The 15,528-nt window shown below is 36.8% G+C and carries 12 protein-coding genes and 1 pseudogene; 12 read left to right on the top strand and 1 reads right to left on the bottom strand.

Annotated features, from left to right (window positions below; translation table 11 throughout):
- Positions 1–209: 209 nt before the first annotated feature.
- The 11 genes and pseudogenes from MHI04_RS13020 (at position 210) to MHI04_RS12970 (ending at position 14,410) form a co-directional block, all read left to right on the top strand.
- Entirely contained in the window at positions 210–1,397 is a 1,188-nt protein-coding gene (locus MHI04_RS13020; protein ID WP_036126945.1) for an MFS transporter, read from the top strand.
- Between the two features lie 214 nt (positions 1,398–1,611).
- The gene (locus MHI04_RS13015) at positions 1,612–2,877 is read left to right on the top strand and encodes an MFS transporter (RefSeq protein WP_089932601.1); all 1,266 of its coding nucleotides are present in this window, start codon (positions 1,612–1,614) and stop codon (positions 2,875–2,877) included.
- Positions 2,878–3,580: 703 nt separating this feature from the next.
- Positions 3,581–4,900: an HBL/NHE enterotoxin family protein gene (locus tag MHI04_RS13010; RefSeq protein ID WP_342534907.1), complete on the top strand. Its 1,320-nt coding sequence runs from the start codon at positions 3,581–3,583 to the stop codon at positions 4,898–4,900.
- Positions 4,901–4,946: 46 nt separating this feature from the next.
- On the top strand, positions 4,947–6,176 hold the full coding sequence (locus tag MHI04_RS13005; RefSeq protein WP_340811405.1) for an HBL/NHE enterotoxin family protein: 1,230 nt from the start codon (positions 4,947–4,949) through the stop codon (positions 6,174–6,176).
- A 39-nt stretch (positions 6,177–6,215) separates the two neighbouring features.
- A complete protein-coding gene (locus MHI04_RS13000; protein WP_342534906.1) occupies positions 6,216–7,340 on the top strand; it encodes an HBL/NHE enterotoxin family protein in 1,125 nt (374 codons plus the stop codon).
- Positions 7,341–7,690: 350 nt separating this feature from the next.
- A pseudogene (locus MHI04_RS12995) lies at positions 7,691–8,638 on the top strand (phosphatidylinositol-specific phospholipase C domain-containing protein); the annotation flags it as partial.
- 610 nt (positions 8,639–9,248) lie between these two features.
- Positions 9,249–10,037, top strand: coding sequence for a lipid II flippase Amj family protein (locus tag MHI04_RS12990; protein WP_036126929.1), 789 nt, complete (start codon positions 9,249–9,251; stop codon positions 10,035–10,037).
- Between the two features lie 157 nt (positions 10,038–10,194).
- Complete coding sequence (locus MHI04_RS12985) at positions 10,195–10,869, top strand: response regulator transcription factor (RefSeq protein WP_342534905.1); 675 nt, start codon at positions 10,195–10,197, stop codon at positions 10,867–10,869.
- Positions 10,866–12,227: a HAMP domain-containing sensor histidine kinase gene (locus MHI04_RS12980; RefSeq protein WP_058844567.1), complete on the top strand. Its 1,362-nt coding sequence runs from the start codon at positions 10,866–10,868 to the stop codon at positions 12,225–12,227. Before MHI04_RS12985 ends, MHI04_RS12980 begins: the two co-directional genes overlap by 4 nt.
- 166 nt (positions 12,228–12,393) lie before the next feature.
- A complete protein-coding gene (locus tag MHI04_RS12975) occupies positions 12,394–13,329 on the top strand; it encodes an alpha/beta hydrolase (RefSeq protein WP_058844568.1) in 936 nt (311 codons plus the stop codon).
- A gap of 214 nt (positions 13,330–13,543) precedes the next feature.
- Positions 13,544–14,410, top strand: coding sequence for a DMT family transporter (locus tag MHI04_RS12970; protein ID WP_101966748.1), 867 nt, complete (start codon positions 13,544–13,546; stop codon positions 14,408–14,410).
- Positions 14,411–14,438: 28 nt separating this feature from the next.
- Here the strand turns inward: MHI04_RS12970 and MHI04_RS12965 are convergent, their stop codons facing one another.
- On the bottom strand, positions 14,439–15,125 hold the full coding sequence (locus MHI04_RS12965; protein WP_089932610.1) for a winged helix-turn-helix domain-containing protein: 687 nt from the start codon (positions 15,123–15,125) through the stop codon (positions 14,439–14,441).
- A gap of 87 nt (positions 15,126–15,212) precedes the next feature.
- On the opposite strand from MHI04_RS12965, the gene MHI04_RS12960 reads away from it, so the two are divergent.
- Positions 15,213–15,521: an antibiotic biosynthesis monooxygenase gene (locus MHI04_RS12960; protein ID WP_089932612.1), complete on the top strand. Its 309-nt coding sequence runs from the start codon at positions 15,213–15,215 to the stop codon at positions 15,519–15,521.
- Positions 15,522–15,528: the final 7 nt, after the last annotated feature.

Raw genomic sequence — 15,528 nt, 5'->3', positions numbered from 1 at the left:
TTTGATGCGCTCATCAAACGGTGTTTTTTCTTTATAGATGGAAGTTCAAACTTTTGGATGAGTATTTCAGTTAGGAAAAATAGTATACTCATTAAGAAATGCTAGAAAGAGAAGGCTTAGATTCTAACAAATTTTTCTATATTTTTATGTACGAATATTTAATAGTTTGTTACGATAAATTTTATTGAAGAAACAACAAGGAGAACAGCATGTGGAGAAATCGAAACGTATGGATTATTTTATTAGGTGAATTTGTCGTCGGACTTGGCCTATGGGCAGGCATTATTGGAAATCTAGCCTTTATGCAAGAGGTAGTACCTTCAGACTTTCACAAATCATTAATTATTTCCTGTGGTATTTTAGCAGGCTTGGTCGTCGGTCCAATGGCAGGACGCATCATTGACCAATCGAAGAAAAAAACGGTTGTCCAAATGGCAAGTATCGGACGAATCATTAGTGTTTTATTTATGTTTATCGCACTTTATACCAATTCGGTTATTTGGATGATTCTTTTTTTAATTACGTTGCAAATAGCAGCCGCATTTTATATGCCTGCCTTGCAATCGATTATTCCAATGATTGCGAAGGAACAAGATTTAATTACGCTTAATGCTTGGCAAATGAATGCCAGAACCATTTCAAGAATTGTTGGCACAGCCGCAGCAGGGTTTATGTTAAGCTTCTTTGACTTAAAATGGCTATATATTATTTCATTTATTGTCTATGTGATCATGTTTGTTATTACAAGCTTACTGCAATTAGATGAAACGACAAATGCAACACTGACACACAAAGATAAAGGAAACTTTAAAGAAGTATGGCCTATGGTGAAGGAGCATCCGGTCGTCCTGATGACACTCGTCTTAATGTTAATTCCCACATTATTTTTAGGCTCTTTCAATTTAGTCATTATGAAAATTTCTGAAATCCATCAATCAACAACCATCTCAGGATTGTTATATACAGTCGAAGGCATTGGCTTTATGCTAGGTGCTGCAGGCTTAAAAATAATTGCTGAACGTGTACACATGGGCACACTGCTCTTTTCATTAGCCTTTATTATCGGCTCAATGGAGCTATTATTATTACTGGCGGAAATTCCTTTTTTTGCTTTAGTGGCATTTGGGGTCTTTGGCTTTTCAGTCGGCTGTTTTTTTCCGACAACGATGGTTATTTTCCAGAAACAAGTACCGAAACAGTTCCACGGACGTTTTTTCTCATTCCGTAATATGATTGATTCGGTCGTCTTCCAAGTCGTGCTCTTATCTACAGGGATGATGCTAGATTTAATCGGTTTAAGTGGCATGGGGCTTATTTTCGGGATTATTAGCTTAGGTTTAACAACTACTTTCTTACTCTATTCTAAAAAGAAGAAAGTGGTTATGCATGCGTATTAATTCAATGTAACCCATGCTCTACACCAATACCTATAGCGATATAAGGGTGGTGGCAGATGAAAGGAACTGTCTATGAAATGAGGACGGTTCCTTCTTTATTTTATAGATTCAATTAATCTTGATTGGTATGCATAGAATACCTTGAAGATGATGGCACTTTAAAAGGGATATTTACATAGATAATACATTATATTTAGAGAAGGAAGGTTGAAAAATGGTTGTAAAAGATCAAGGTTCAATAGAATCCTATATAGCGTCCCCAGAGAAACTAAAAAACTTATATAGGCGTGTGTTGGTCGTTGTCAGTCTATCTCAAATTTTTGGTGGGGCTGGGCTTGCAGCAGGTATTACAGTAGGTGCTCTGTTAGCCCAACAAATGCTAGGAACAGATGCTTATGCAGGTGTACCGTCTGCATTATTTACGTTAGGCTCTGCAGGAGCAGCTTTCATTGTAGGGAAACTGTCGCAGCGATATGGTCGTCGCACAGGCTTAGCAACAGGTTTTATAGTCGGTGGAATAGGGGCCGTAGGTGTCGTTTTGGCCGCTATAATGAATAGTGTGATCGTTTTGTTCGCTTCTCTATTAATCTATGGTGCTGGCACTGCGGCGAATTTACAGGCTCGCTATGCTGGGACGGATTTAGCCAATGATAAGCAACGTGCCACGGCGATTAGTACGACTATGCTGATGACAACGTTCGGTGCTGTTTTAGGTCCGAATTTAGTAGAAATGATGGGGAGAGTGGCGCTATCCATTGGTGTTCCAGCTCTTGCAGGTCCTTTTCTATTATCTGCGGTTGCCTTTATTGTCGCAGGGCTTGTGTTATTTATTATGTTGCGTCCTGATCCTTTAGAAATAGCTAAGGCCATTGAGGCACATCAGCAAAAAATGAACAAAGATAATAAAGCACCATCCTTGCATACAGCTGGCAATAAAAGAGGGCTAGCAGTAGGGGCAACGGTGATGGTTCTGACACAGATTGTCATGGTCGCAATCATGACGATGACACCAGTACATATGAAACATCATGGACATGGAATATCGGAAGTAGGCATTGTTATTGGATTTCATGTAGGGGCTATGTATCTGCCATCGCTTGTAACAGGTATTCTTGTTGATAAAGTTGGACGAACAGCCATGAGTATCGCCGCCGGTGTTACCTTGCTACTAGCGGGTTTATTAGCGGCATTCGCTCCAAGCGATTCGATGGTTTTATTAATAGTAGCACTTTCTTTACTGGGGTTAGGCTGGAACTTCGGTTTAATTAGTGGTACCGCACAAATTGTTGATGCGACCGAGCCGTCTACACGTGCAAAAACACAAGGGAAAATGGATGTTTTAGTTGCACTAGCGGGGGCATCTGGTGGTGCTCTATCAGGAATGGTCGTAGCGAATGCTAGTTATGCGGCATTGTCCTTAGCAGGAGGGCTATTGTCTTTACTGCTCATTCCCGTAGTGATTTGGTCTAAAAGAGCTTGAGCATAGTATATACTACATTGGTTACGAAACAATCTTGTTTGGGGATAGTTTCAAAGTTTAAAGAGTTGCTTCAAAGAAAAGTGAACCTTTTCCTATAGTTATTTTCTTTCTCGATAAATAGTATTTTAATAAGAAAAAATGGCTGCTAATGGTGAAAAAGCAGACGAAAGCTGTACCTCTCATTTTTCAAAGTAAAAATCTAACAAGACAAATAAAAACACCTTTCGTTGATAAACTTATCAAATCAACGTGAAGGTGTTTTTCTATGGGGACAAAAGTTTTTATCCAGTGTGAAAATGGAAGAAGTTGAAATGTGAATAGCGTGAACTCTATAAAATAAGCGGGAAAATTAGAATTTCTAAGTTTATCTATTCATACAAAATATAGTTTTTTAGTAAAAAATATGTCAATATTGATCCCTAAATCCACTCATTATTAGGAAAATGTAACAAATATAGACTTATTTAGTTTGTTTTAGTGTTTTTTCAAAAAAATAAACGACATAAAAATCTATTTTCATCATTAAATAGCCTATTTATGTTGTTTTTTGCCAAAATATGTGTCTTTCTCTAAAATTTATGTTATTAGGGATGTCTATTCTTATTAAGAACTTTCCTAATATCAATAGTAGATTAGAGGTGTACAAATGTAGAACAAATTGTAATAAAAATAGTGTGGCAATCTATGTAGGGAGGTACAAACAATGAAAAAGAAAATAATTACAGGGTTGATAATAACATCGATTGTTGCTACTGGAGTGAGTCCTATCCATTCTTTTGCAACGCCTATAGTGCAAGTAGAAATGCAAGAGGAGAACGTAGCTCTGTCCTCATCATTAAGAAAATTAGGTGCACAATCAAAATTGATTCAAATGTATATAGACAAAGCTTTGATGAACCCTAATGTACAGTTAGAGGAAGTACCAGCTTTAAATACAGAGCAATTTCTAATAAAACAAGATATGAAGGAGTGGGCAGTGGAGCTTTATCCAAAGTTAATTTTACTCAATTCAAAAAGTAAAGGCTTTGTAACAAAATTTCAGGCCTATTATCCTACATTAAAAGAATTTGTAGACACTAAGGAAAATAAGGAAGGCTTTTTGGATAGATTGGAAGTTCTTCAAGAAATGGTTCTGACAAACGAAGAAAGTGTTCAATATCAAATGAATGAGCTAACAGATCTTAAATTACAGCTTGATAAAAAACTAAAAAATCTCGATACTGATGTGATAAAAGCGCAGGAGGTACTAAGCGCAGAGGGAACAGGGAAAATAGACAAGCTAAAGGCTGAATTACTAAATACAAAAAAATCAATTCACAATGATTTACAGCAAATCGCATTGATACCAGGAGCTTTAAATGAACAGGGACTCAATATTTTCCAAGAGATTTATAGTCTTTCAAAAGATATCATTGAACCAGCAGCTCAAATAGCGGTGGCAGCCTATAACAAAGGAAAGGAAATTAACCACGCTATTCTAGAAGCAGAGAAAAAAGCAGAGCAAGAAGCAAAAGAACAGGGGAAATCTATTCTAGAGATTGAAGCAGCTAAAAAAGAGGCTCGTGAAAAAATTGAGAAAGATAAACAAGCTGAAATTGCTGCAGCCGCTGCTACAAAATCAAAAGAGTATGACCTTATGAAAACAATTGACCCAGAAAAAATCAAAAAAACATATAATACCTTCGCTGAAGTTAACAAACTAATGGCTGAACAAAGAGCATATTTAGATGATTTAGAGATCCAAAATCAAAAACTATATGATTTAACAAAGAAACTAACAATAGCAGATTTACAACAATCCATGCTTCTTCTTATGCAGCATGATTTGCATACATTTGCTAGTCAAGTAGATGTAGAAATTGACCTATTGAAACGCTATAAAGCAGATTTGAACCTAATAAAAAATAATATAACAAAATTATCAACTGATGCTGATGCGGCGAATCAACTGTCTCAACAAGATACATTAAGAAGATTAAAAAATATAATCAATCAATTTGAGGAACAGGTTAATAAATTTTGATGCTTAGAATTTGTAAAAACCTATCGAAAAGTAGGGAGGAAAAAATATGAAGAAATTTTCGTATAAGGTGTTAACCTTGGCTGCATTGACAACGCTTTTAACTGCTAATAATAGTACATCTATTCATGCGTTTGCACAAGAATGGAGCGCTCAAAAAGAGGTCGTTCAAAAACAGGATAATTATGAATTAGGACCTGAGGGACTGAAGAAGGCGTTAGCGGAAACGGGATCTCATATTCTTGTAATGGATTTGTACGCAAAAACAATGATTAAGCAACCGAATGTAAATCTCTCCAATATTGATCTAGGGTCAGAAGGGGGAGAATTAATCAAAAATATTCACCTTAATCAGGATCTGTCTCGAATCAATGCAAATTATTGGTTAGATACAGCGAAGCCAAAAATTCAAAAGACAGCACGTAATATCGTGAATTACGATGAACAATTTAATAATTATTACGACACATTAATAGACATTGTCCAAAAAAAAGATAGGGAGGGGCTAAAAGAAGGCATTGGTGATCTAATCAGTTCAATTCATACAAATTCAAAAGAAGTGACAGAAGTAATTAACATATTAGAAAATTTCAAAACGAAACTCTATACAAATTCAATTGATTTTAAAAATAATGTCGGTGGTCCAGATGGGAAGGGTGGATTAACAGCCATATTAGCTGGAAAAGAAGCATTGATTCCACAACTTCATGCTGAAATTCAGCAGCTATCTTCCACTCAGAAAGACCATTTTAACAATGTTTTAGCATGGTCAATTGGAGGAGGATTGGGAGCAGCTATTTTAGTTATTGGGACGATTGCAGGAGGGGTAGTAATTGTTGTGACTGGTGGAACAGCAACGCCGGTTGTTGTTGGTGGCCTTACAGCACTCGGTGCAGCTGGTATTGGTTTAGGGACAGCATCCGGTATTATGGCATCTAATCATATGAATGCCTATAACGAAATTTCCCATAAAATAGGGGAATTAAGCACGAAAGCTGATCTTGCTAACCAAGCCGTTATTGCACTTAATAACACAAAAGACACGTTAACATATTTGTATCAAACAGTGGATCAAGCAATCATGTCTCTAACAAACATCCAAAAGCAATGGAATACAATGGGGGCAAATTATAAAGACTTATATGATAATATCGATCAAATGCAAGATCATAAGCTCTCTTTAATACCTGATGATTTAAAAGCAGCTAAACAAAGTTGGAATGATATTCATAAAGATGCGGAATTTATTGCAAAAGACATTGCTTTTACACAAGACTAATGCACAAAAACTTAAAAAGTATATAGGGAGGAATATAAAATGAATAATAAGTTTCTTTACAATCTACTTGCTGTATCAGCCGCTTTAACCCTGACATCCACTTCTATAGTATCACCAGTAACCGCCTATGCAACTACAAGCAAAATGGAGCAAACGAACTATGATGATACGTCTCTTTCAGCAAATGAAGCCAAAATGAGAGAAACCTTGCAAAAGGCTGGGCTTTTCGCAAAATCTATGAATGCTTATTCGTATATGTTGATCAAAAATCCAGATGTGAACTTTGAAGGAATAAATATTAATGGATACAAGGATTTACCAGGTAAAATTGTACAAGACCAAAAGGATGCAAGAGCACACGCCCTTACATGGGATACGAAAGTAAAAAAACAGCTGATTGATACATTGACGGGGATTATTGAATACGATACTAAATTTGAAAATTATTATGACGTCATTGTATATGCAATAAATGCAAATGATGGAGAAACATTAATAGAAGGAATTACAGATTTACGAGAAGAAATTCAAGAAAATCAAAAATGTGCACAACAATTAATAGAAGCGTTAACGGAATTAAGAGACAATATTGGAAAAGATGTCAGAGCATTTGGAAGTAACAAAGAGCTCTTACAGTCAATTTTAAAAAACCAAGGGGCAGCAGTTGAGGATGATCAAAAACGTTTAAATGAAGTTTTAGAATCAGTAAACTATTATAAAAAATTAGAATCTGATGGAATAATAACAATAGCGGTGCCTACTATTCCTACACTAATTGCTGGCGGTATTATGTTGGGGATTGCAAAAGAGAATTTAAGTCAATTAGAACCGTTATTAAAACAATTACAACAGACAGTTGATTATAAATTAACATTAAATCGTGTAGTTGGAGTTGCGCATAATAGTATTAGTGAGATGTATAATGCACTTGATGATGCGATTAATGCTCTTACTTTTATGTCTGCACAATGGAATGACTTAGATTCTCAATATACAGGAGTACTCAGACATATTGAGAATGCAGCTGACAAGGCCGAACAAAATAAATTTAAATTTTTACTTCCTAACTTGAATGCAGCTAAAGACAGCTGGAAAACATTAAAAATAGATGCAGTCACATTAAAAGAGGGAATAAAAGAATTAAATCTAGAATCTTCAAAGTAGATTACTTTACTTTTTGCTATTGATAATTGGTATGAATTTCTATTGCATCGTTTTTTATGATAAAAAAAACGATGCAATGCACCTGTTAATTTCATCTAATAAGACTTGTATTTTAAAAGAAGTAGATTGGGAAAAACGTTTTTTGAAGCTACTCTTTATAGCTTGTCTATCCATTTTCAAAAAACATTGGATATTGGAGTATAATAGAATGCTTTTGTTAGATCTGACATACTCACCTCAACTAAAATTGGATAAATGGTAGTTTTTAGTGAGTGAAAGAGAAGGAGATAGTATTTATGGTGATATTAAAAAGTAAGAAAATAATCGCAAGTATATGTTTTTTCTTTACAATGCTTTTTTCTTTAGGTGGTGTCCACTTAACTTCTCTGGCAGCTTCCGAACAAAATAATCTAAATTTATCAGAGTGGATGAGAGAAATACCTAACTCTCGTGCATTAGCAGAAATTTCTATTCCAGGAACCCATGATAGTGGTACATTCAAACTGGAGGATCCTATAAAATCCGTATGGGCAAAAACGCAAGAAAATGACTTTCGCTCTCAAATGGATCAAGGTGTCAGATTTTTTGACATCAGAGGACGTGTAACGGATGATAATACAATTGTTCTACATCATGGACCTGTTTATCTTTATGTAACACTCCAGCAATTTATTAATGAAGCCAAAGAATTTTTAAAAAGTCATCCAAGTGAAACCATTATAATGTCTCTAAAAGAAGAGTATGAATCCATGCCAGGAGCAAAAGAGTCATTTGCTAGCACCTTTGAAAATAAGTATTTTGGAGATTCTATTTTCTTGAAGACAGAAGGGAATATAACTTTAGGGGATTCTCGTGGAAAAATCGTACTCTTAAGAAGATATTCTGGTAGTACGATGACTGGTGGATATAAAAATTTTGCGTGGAAAGATAACGCAACATTTACTTCTATGACAAATGGTAATGTGAAAATAACGGTACAAGATAAATATAATGTGAACTATGAGGAAAAGAAAGCAGCAATTGATAGTATGCTAAAAGAGACAGCATTAAATAAAGATAACCCAAATCACATTCATATCAATTTCACGAGTTTGTCTTCTGGTGGTACGGCTTGGAGTAGTCCGTATTACTATGCTTCCTACTTGAATAGCATTACTGCGGCTAAAGTGAGATTAGAGCATCTAAAGAATCTTGAAACAAAAGCTGGATGGATCATTATGGACTATATAGGTGATAGATGGAATCCGAAATTACATGAAGAGATAATACGTTCTAATTTTCGCAATCTACCAACTGATGAGCCACACTTATTTGAGCATATAGATGGAGAGGGAATAGATTTGACTTATCTTCCACATTCTCAATGGAATGATCAAGTGTCATCCATTTTATTAAAACCTTATACAGAAATAACTATCTATGAGCATAGTAATTTTACAGGGAATAGTGTAACGATAGCAAACACAACTGGTTCAGCACAATTATTCAATTTAACGTCTTATAACTTCAATGACAAAATGTCAGCCTATACGTGGAAACTAATTCGTTAAGATTATCATACGAACAGTATTTATAAGCGTATAATCTTAGACCTGCCACTCTTACTAGCGTGGATGTCACGCTGTGCATGACAAAAAGGACAAGTTCATTATCCCTTATAAGGTGATTTCTCCACCTAGAAAATTAAGTGGCGTCATCTTTGAACAAAGATAAATGTTCCAGCTGTGATTTGGTTTAGAAGTGCAGCGTAGCACAATTGTATAGAAGCGCTTTTTAGATCTTACCCATATCTTTTTAGGGTAAGATCTTTTCAATCGGAACTATTTTGTGGGAGAAGCGTCACAATGTTAAATTGTAGGAAAGCGAAGAGTAGGTATAGAAGTGGAGTTAATCACAGATAAATTAATCATGATTGCTTTATTCATTTTAATCATTCATGCTATTGAAACACTTGCTTATGCCGTACGTTTATCAGGGGCACGTGTTAAATTACTAGCATCGGCTTTATCTCTTTTTAATGTGATGGTCATGGTGTCGAGGCTGGCGAATATGATGCAGCAACCATTTACAGGAAGTCTTGTTGATACAGCACCAGCCGATCAGGCTTTGATACATGTAGAAAACCAATTTCGACTGATTATTGGAGCGGCATCACTTGGAACATTACTAGGGATCTTACTAATTCCAACCTTCATAGCTATTTTTTCAAGGGCTATCGTCCATTTGGCAGAGGAAAGAGGCTCAATCCCCGCTTTATTGAAAAAGGGCTTTACGTTTGAATATGTAAGACGAGGTATGAAGCACATTCATAAACCTCATTTTACTTATTTAAAAGGTATTAGCTTACGGGATATACCAATGAAATTATTTGTTATCAATATTGTCATAACAGCGATTTATACCATTGGCGTTTTATCTGCTTTGTATGCCACTTTGTTAGTACCAGAACTAAAGACTACTGCGGTTATGGCATCTGGATTAATCAATGGCATAGCGACGATACTTTTGATTCTATTTATTGATCCTAAAATATCCATACTGGCCGATGATGTTATCAATAAGAGAGGAAGTTATCTTGAATTAAAAAAAGCTTCCGTTATGATGATGTTCTCTAGATTTTTAGGAACGATTGTGGCACAGCTATTATTGATTCCTGGCGCCCATTATGTAGCGTGGTTTGCACAGCTGATTGCTTGAATAGAATCCTCTTCCTTTATCGTTTTTTCGTATAGAGGAAGGGGGTTTTTTATTTTTGGGACGTCAGCTATTGATAACAGTGTGTGGTAAAAGGGAAGTGAAGCAGATATATAGTATAATGTATGTGAATAATACATTGGAAAAGGGGAACGAACGTATGCCGACTATACTTGTTGCGGATGATGATGCGAATATTCGTGAACTTGTTTGCCTTTTTCTGCGCAAAGACGGGTTCACAACAATGGAGGCCGAGAATGGCAAAGAAGCTCTAGCCATCTATCACTCAATGCCTGTCGATCTTGTTGTGCTGGATATTATGATGCCGACGATGGATGGCTGGACGTTATGTAAGGAGCTGCGCAAAGTAAATGCTGAGCTTCCCTTACTAATGCTAACAGCAAGGGGGGAAACATGGGAAAAAGTGAAGGGCTTTGAGCTCGGAACAGATGATTATTTGACAAAGCCTTTTGACCCACTAGAGTTGACGGTACGAGTAAGGGCTCTTCTAAAGCGCTACAGGATTGGCTACTCGCAGATCATTCAACTTGGTCAAATCATGCTGGATCGTCAGACCTATAAAATTAAAAATGGAACAGAGTCTATTTCGCTGCCGCTAAAGGAGTTTGAATTATTATATAAGCTTGCGGAAACACCTGGGCAGGTCTACACACGAGAGCAGCTGATCGATCAAATTTGGGGAATGGATTATGCTGGCGATAATCGAACGATCGATGTACATATTAAGCGTCTGCGCGAGCGCTTCACTGCAACAACTGAATTTCAGATTGAGACAGTACGAGGTCTTGGCTACCGACTTGAGGTTAACGAATGATTCAATCATTATATACGCGTGTCGTTTTAACATTTCTAGTTGCCGTAATTGGTGGCACAACTATATCCTTTTTTATGGCAACATGGGTATTTGAAGATAAATTGAATGAAAACTTACAAATCCCCCTAGTGAATTTTGGTCAGGACATTGTCCATATATTTGAGACATTGCCATTTAATGAAGCAGAACAATTTATTCGTGAAATGCATCAGCTTGAATCCTACTATATCCGCATTTATGAAGAAAAGGGGCAGTTCAAATCCTACGGAGAGCAAAAGGGTGTTCCACTGGCCAATGTAACAATGACACAAGTTCAAAGTGTACTGGATGGGGAAGTCATTCAAGTTAATCCGGGTGGTGTTTCGTCTATTTTTGTAGGAATGCCACTACAAACTGCAATGGGGACTAAGGCGATGTTTATCGAACCCATCTCCCTCCCTTCTACTTCCTTTGCTATAAAATTGATATTGAATTTTGCTACTTATGCTCTTGTTATTGGCAGTGTCGTGTTTATAGTGGCTGCTAGGTTTCTCGTCAAGCCAATAAAAAAATTGACAACAGCAACAAAGCATATTGCAGGTGGAGATTTCAATGTCGAGTTAAATATTAAACAATCAGGGGAGCTAGGTACCTTGGCCAAAAGTTTTGAGGACATGGCGGAGGGGTTACAGCAATTGGAGCAAATGCGGAGAGAGTTTGTATCGAACGTCTCACACGAGGTTCAGTCACCACTTACTTCCATATCAGGCTATGCAGCAGCATTGAAGCAAGTAGATATTACAGACGAGGAGAAAAGTCGCTATCTTGATATTATCATGTCGGAAGCAAAGCGAATGTCTAAGATGAGTGATAGCCTGTTAAAGCTAAGTTTGCTCGAGTCGAAGACACAGCAAATGCAATGTGCGACGTTTAGTCTGGATGAGCAAATTAGGCGAGTAATTATTGCCATTCAGCCGCAATGGTCTGCTCGCAACATCCAGTTTAATCTTCATTTACAGGCTGTTCATATAATGGCTGATTATGACCAATTAAATCAGGTATGGACCAATCTTCTTACTAATAGTATTAAATTTTCCAATGAAGGTAGTATGATTGAGGTCAGTATGAAGCAGGACGCTCATCATGTGATAGTACGAGTAAGTGATTCGGGCATTGGGATTTCTTTAGAGGATCAGAAGCGTATTTTTGAGCGGTTTTTTAAGGCGGATCGTTCACATAGTCGTAAATATGATGGGAGTGGAATGGGTCTCGCAATCGTTAAGCAAATCGTATCATTGCATCAAGGAGACATTCAAGTAGAGAGTAAGCTTGGACAAGGAACGACCATTATTATCCAATTACCTCTTATCACACAGTAAATGCGTGAGATAGCGAAATTTTTTTGTTGTTCATATTGCGTTCATATTACCGTCATATAGTAGACATCTTCGTCCTTTACACTGATCAATAACAGCTAAGTAAGCTAGCTGGAATAACGGTTGTAAGGGAGGAAAGCACGAGCAAAGATGAACCTCGTGCATAAAAATGAAAAAATTTTTTCGAATCTTACTTAAAACAATAGCTGTTATCGGTTTAACGATAGTGCTGCTACTTGCTATTGTGTTTATTGTAAACATTATTTGCAACAAAATAGAGCAAGGGAAAATAGAACACTATGGTCAGCTCATTACTGTGAATGAGGGAAAAATGAATGTTACCATCCAAGGGAAGGGGGCAGAAACAATCGTCCTACTACCAGGCTTCGGAACAGCAGCACCAACACTTGATTTTAAGCCACTTATCGAAGAACTGACTCCTCATTACAGAGTCGTTTCAATAGAGCCTTTTGGCTATGGTTTAAGTGATGATACCGATAAAGAACGAAGCACCGACAACATAGTGAGTGAGATTCATGAAGCTTTACAGGCGTTGAAAATTGACCGCTATATGCTCATGGGACACTCTATAGCAGGTATTTATGGACTCGATTATGTCAATCAATATCCGAATGAGGTGACTGCATTTGTCGGGATTGATAGCAGTGTGCCTACTCAAGACGGTATGGATACGAAATTCCCAATTAAGTCGTTACAACTTCTCAAAAAAACCGGGATCGCTAGAGTTCTTATAAAATTTTCAGATGATCCATATGCTGGCCTATCGTATGATGATGACACAAAAGAACAAATACGGATGATTACAAACAAAAACTTTTATAATACGAGCACTTCCAATGAATTAACAAATATAGAAATGAATTTTACAGCAGCCAAAAACGTAACTTTTCCTAAAGATTTACCTCTTTTGTTATTTGTTCAGGCGAAAAGTGAAGGCATTGAAAAAAATTGGATACCATTGCATGAAGAGCAAGTCAAAAATTCAGTTCATGGAAAAGTAATCACATTGGACGGTGACCATTACTTACACCATACAAGATCACAAGAAATTGTTGAAAACCTAAAAGAATTTATGGATAACTGATAGTTATAGCATCTTACCTCTTTGTTGTTAGAGGTAAGATTTTTTATTGAAATTCATGAAAATAAAATACCTCCCCCAATGAAGTCGCTTTAAGTAGCAATCTAATTGTCCCATTCTTTTACATGGATGTAATCCATACTTCGATAAGCGTTGAATAGCTTCCTGTTTATAATCAGATAGTAGTGATTAATGAAACAGGTTAGGAGTATCTTGTATGAAAAACTATCAATTTATTGCTTTACTAGTAGTAACAACCTTTTTAATGGGTTCATCGTTTGCTATCGTAAAATTAGGATTACCGTATTCATCACCATTATTATTGGCTGCCCTTCGATTTATGCTGGCAGGGATTCTAATGGTCATTGTTGTCATGATTTTCAAAAGACCTCATCCGACCTCAAAGAGAGAATGGCTCAAGCTATGCATCATCGGAGCATTTCAAACGGCTGGTGTAATGGGGTGTATTTTTTTAAGTCTACGCACCATTACAGCAAGTGAATCATCTATTTTAACATTTACAAACCCTTTACTCGTTGTCATATTTGCCACCATTTTTACCAAAGTACGCTATCGTTTCTATCAGTGGATCGGGGTTGTGCTTGGCTTAATCGGAGTGATCATTACAATGGGGGCACAAGTTGAATTGAAAATAGGTCTTCTATTTGGACTTTTATCCGCTGTATTTTGGGCGATTGCAACACTTTTAGTGAAAACATGGGGAATGTTCTTTGATACATGGGTTTTATCAGCCTATCAAATGCTGTTTGGGGGCTTACTCCTTTTGCTAGGAAGTGTCGTGTTAGAGCAACCATACTTTATTGTCAATCCACAGTCATTATTGATTTTGTTATGGCTTAGTATTTTTTCTTCCATCATTCAATTTGCAGGCTGGTACTATCTTCTTCAAAATAGTGATCCAGGAAAAACAAGTGCCTATTTATTTTTAGCACCTTTTTTTGGGGTGCTAACAGGATGGGTAGTATTAGACGAAACGTTACATGAATCGTTAGTGGTTGGTGGGTTATTTATCATTAGTGGGATTTATTTAGTAAATCGTACTTTTAGTAGAATAAAGGGCTAGTGGGGCAATCCAAAAGCCCTCTATTCTTCTAGCTGTCTAAATGAAATACCTCTTTAAAACCTCTTTTACCTTTCTCAGTCACTTTAATGGCGCGAATAGATGGTACACGTGTAAGCCAGCCGAGGTTTAATAATTGGTTTAATAGACCATTGCCTAGTGCACCTGCTAAATGGTAACGTCGTTCACTCCAATCTAAACAAGCAGGTGAAAAGGAGCGTCGTTTTCTTTTTAAAGCAGCTAGATCCATCCCGAATGTAGTAAAAAATAAAGTGCCTTCATCTGTCAGGATAAATTGTTTGTCCTCTAATTTTAGATAGCCTGCATCCACCATTGACTCTGTTAATTGGACACCTAATTTACCAGCTAGATGGTCATAGCAAGTTCTAGCATCCTGCAATAATTTCATTTGGCTAGATTGTTTTAAAGAACGTACTTCAGGTGGCGGTGAGATGACGAGAAAAGACTCAAGAAATTGAGCAATGTCCTCACCAGCTAATTGAAAATAACGGTGCCGCCCTTGTTTTTCAACTTTAATCAGCTTTCCTTCTACTAATTTAGCAAGATGAAAGCTAGCAGTTTGTGGTTTAATGGCAGCCATATACGCCAGTTCACTAGCTGTATGAAAACGCCCGTCCATCATGCTAGCAAGAATGGTTGCTCTTGACCTTTCGCCAAGAAGTGCCGCTACCTCCGCCATGTTTGGATTAATTCCCATATGTCACAATCCTTTCAGTTTTCTATATTTTGATTTTAGTTAATTTCATTATCGTTTACAATAAAAGTAATAGAGGAGGAGAAATAAATGGAAACCTATTATGCAGTGATTTTTACATCTCAAAGAACTAAACAGGATGGGGAGGGCTATGGCAAAATGGCTGACCTCATCGATGCCCTAGCACAGCAACAGCCTGGTTTTCTGCGTGTTGAAAGTGTCAGGAACGAGGAAGGAAAAGGCATTACGGTGTCCTATTGGGAATCGCTAGAGGCTATTCAAGCATGGAAAGATAATGCCAAACATTTAACCGCACAGCAATTGGGACAAGATAAATGGTACGCGAACTATAAGGTGGAAATTTGCCAAATGATAAAAGATTACTCTTTTGTGAAATAAAATGACG

The sequence above is a fragment of the Lysinibacillus sp. FSL K6-1151 genome, assembly GCF_038630755.1.
Taxonomy (GTDB): domain Bacteria; phylum Bacillota; class Bacilli; order Bacillales_A; family Planococcaceae; genus Lysinibacillus; species Lysinibacillus fusiformis_D.
Note: the sequence above shows the minus strand (reverse complement) of the source record. Positions and strands in the feature narration are given on the sequence as shown.

Coding starts and splice junctions, on each gene's coding strand:
- MHI04_RS13020 (WP_036126945.1), top strand. CDS start 210: ATGTGGAGAAATCGAAACGTATGGATTATTTTATTAGGTGAATTTGTC.
- MHI04_RS13015 (WP_089932601.1), top strand. CDS start 1,612: ATGGTTGTAAAAGATCAAGGTTCAATAGAATCCTATATAGCGTCCCCA.
- MHI04_RS13010 (WP_342534907.1), top strand. CDS start 3,581: ATGAAAAAGAAAATAATTACAGGGTTGATAATAACATCGATTGTTGCT.
- MHI04_RS13005 (WP_340811405.1), top strand. CDS start 4,947: ATGAAGAAATTTTCGTATAAGGTGTTAACCTTGGCTGCATTGACAACG.
- MHI04_RS13000 (WP_342534906.1), top strand. CDS start 6,216: ATGAATAATAAGTTTCTTTACAATCTACTTGCTGTATCAGCCGCTTTA.
- MHI04_RS12990 (WP_036126929.1), top strand. CDS start 9,249: ATGATTGCTTTATTCATTTTAATCATTCATGCTATTGAAACACTTGCT.
- MHI04_RS12985 (WP_342534905.1), top strand. CDS start 10,195: ATGCCGACTATACTTGTTGCGGATGATGATGCGAATATTCGTGAACTT.
- MHI04_RS12980 (WP_058844567.1), top strand. CDS start 10,866: ATGATTCAATCATTATATACGCGTGTCGTTTTAACATTTCTAGTTGCC.
- MHI04_RS12975 (WP_058844568.1), top strand. CDS start 12,394: ATGAAAAAATTTTTTCGAATCTTACTTAAAACAATAGCTGTTATCGGT.
- MHI04_RS12970 (WP_101966748.1), top strand. CDS start 13,544: ATGAAAAACTATCAATTTATTGCTTTACTAGTAGTAACAACCTTTTTA.
- MHI04_RS12965 (WP_089932610.1), bottom strand. CDS start 15,125: ATGGGAATTAATCCAAACATGGCGGAGGTAGCGGCACTTCTTGGCGAA.
- MHI04_RS12960 (WP_089932612.1), top strand. CDS start 15,213: ATGGAAACCTATTATGCAGTGATTTTTACATCTCAAAGAACTAAACAG.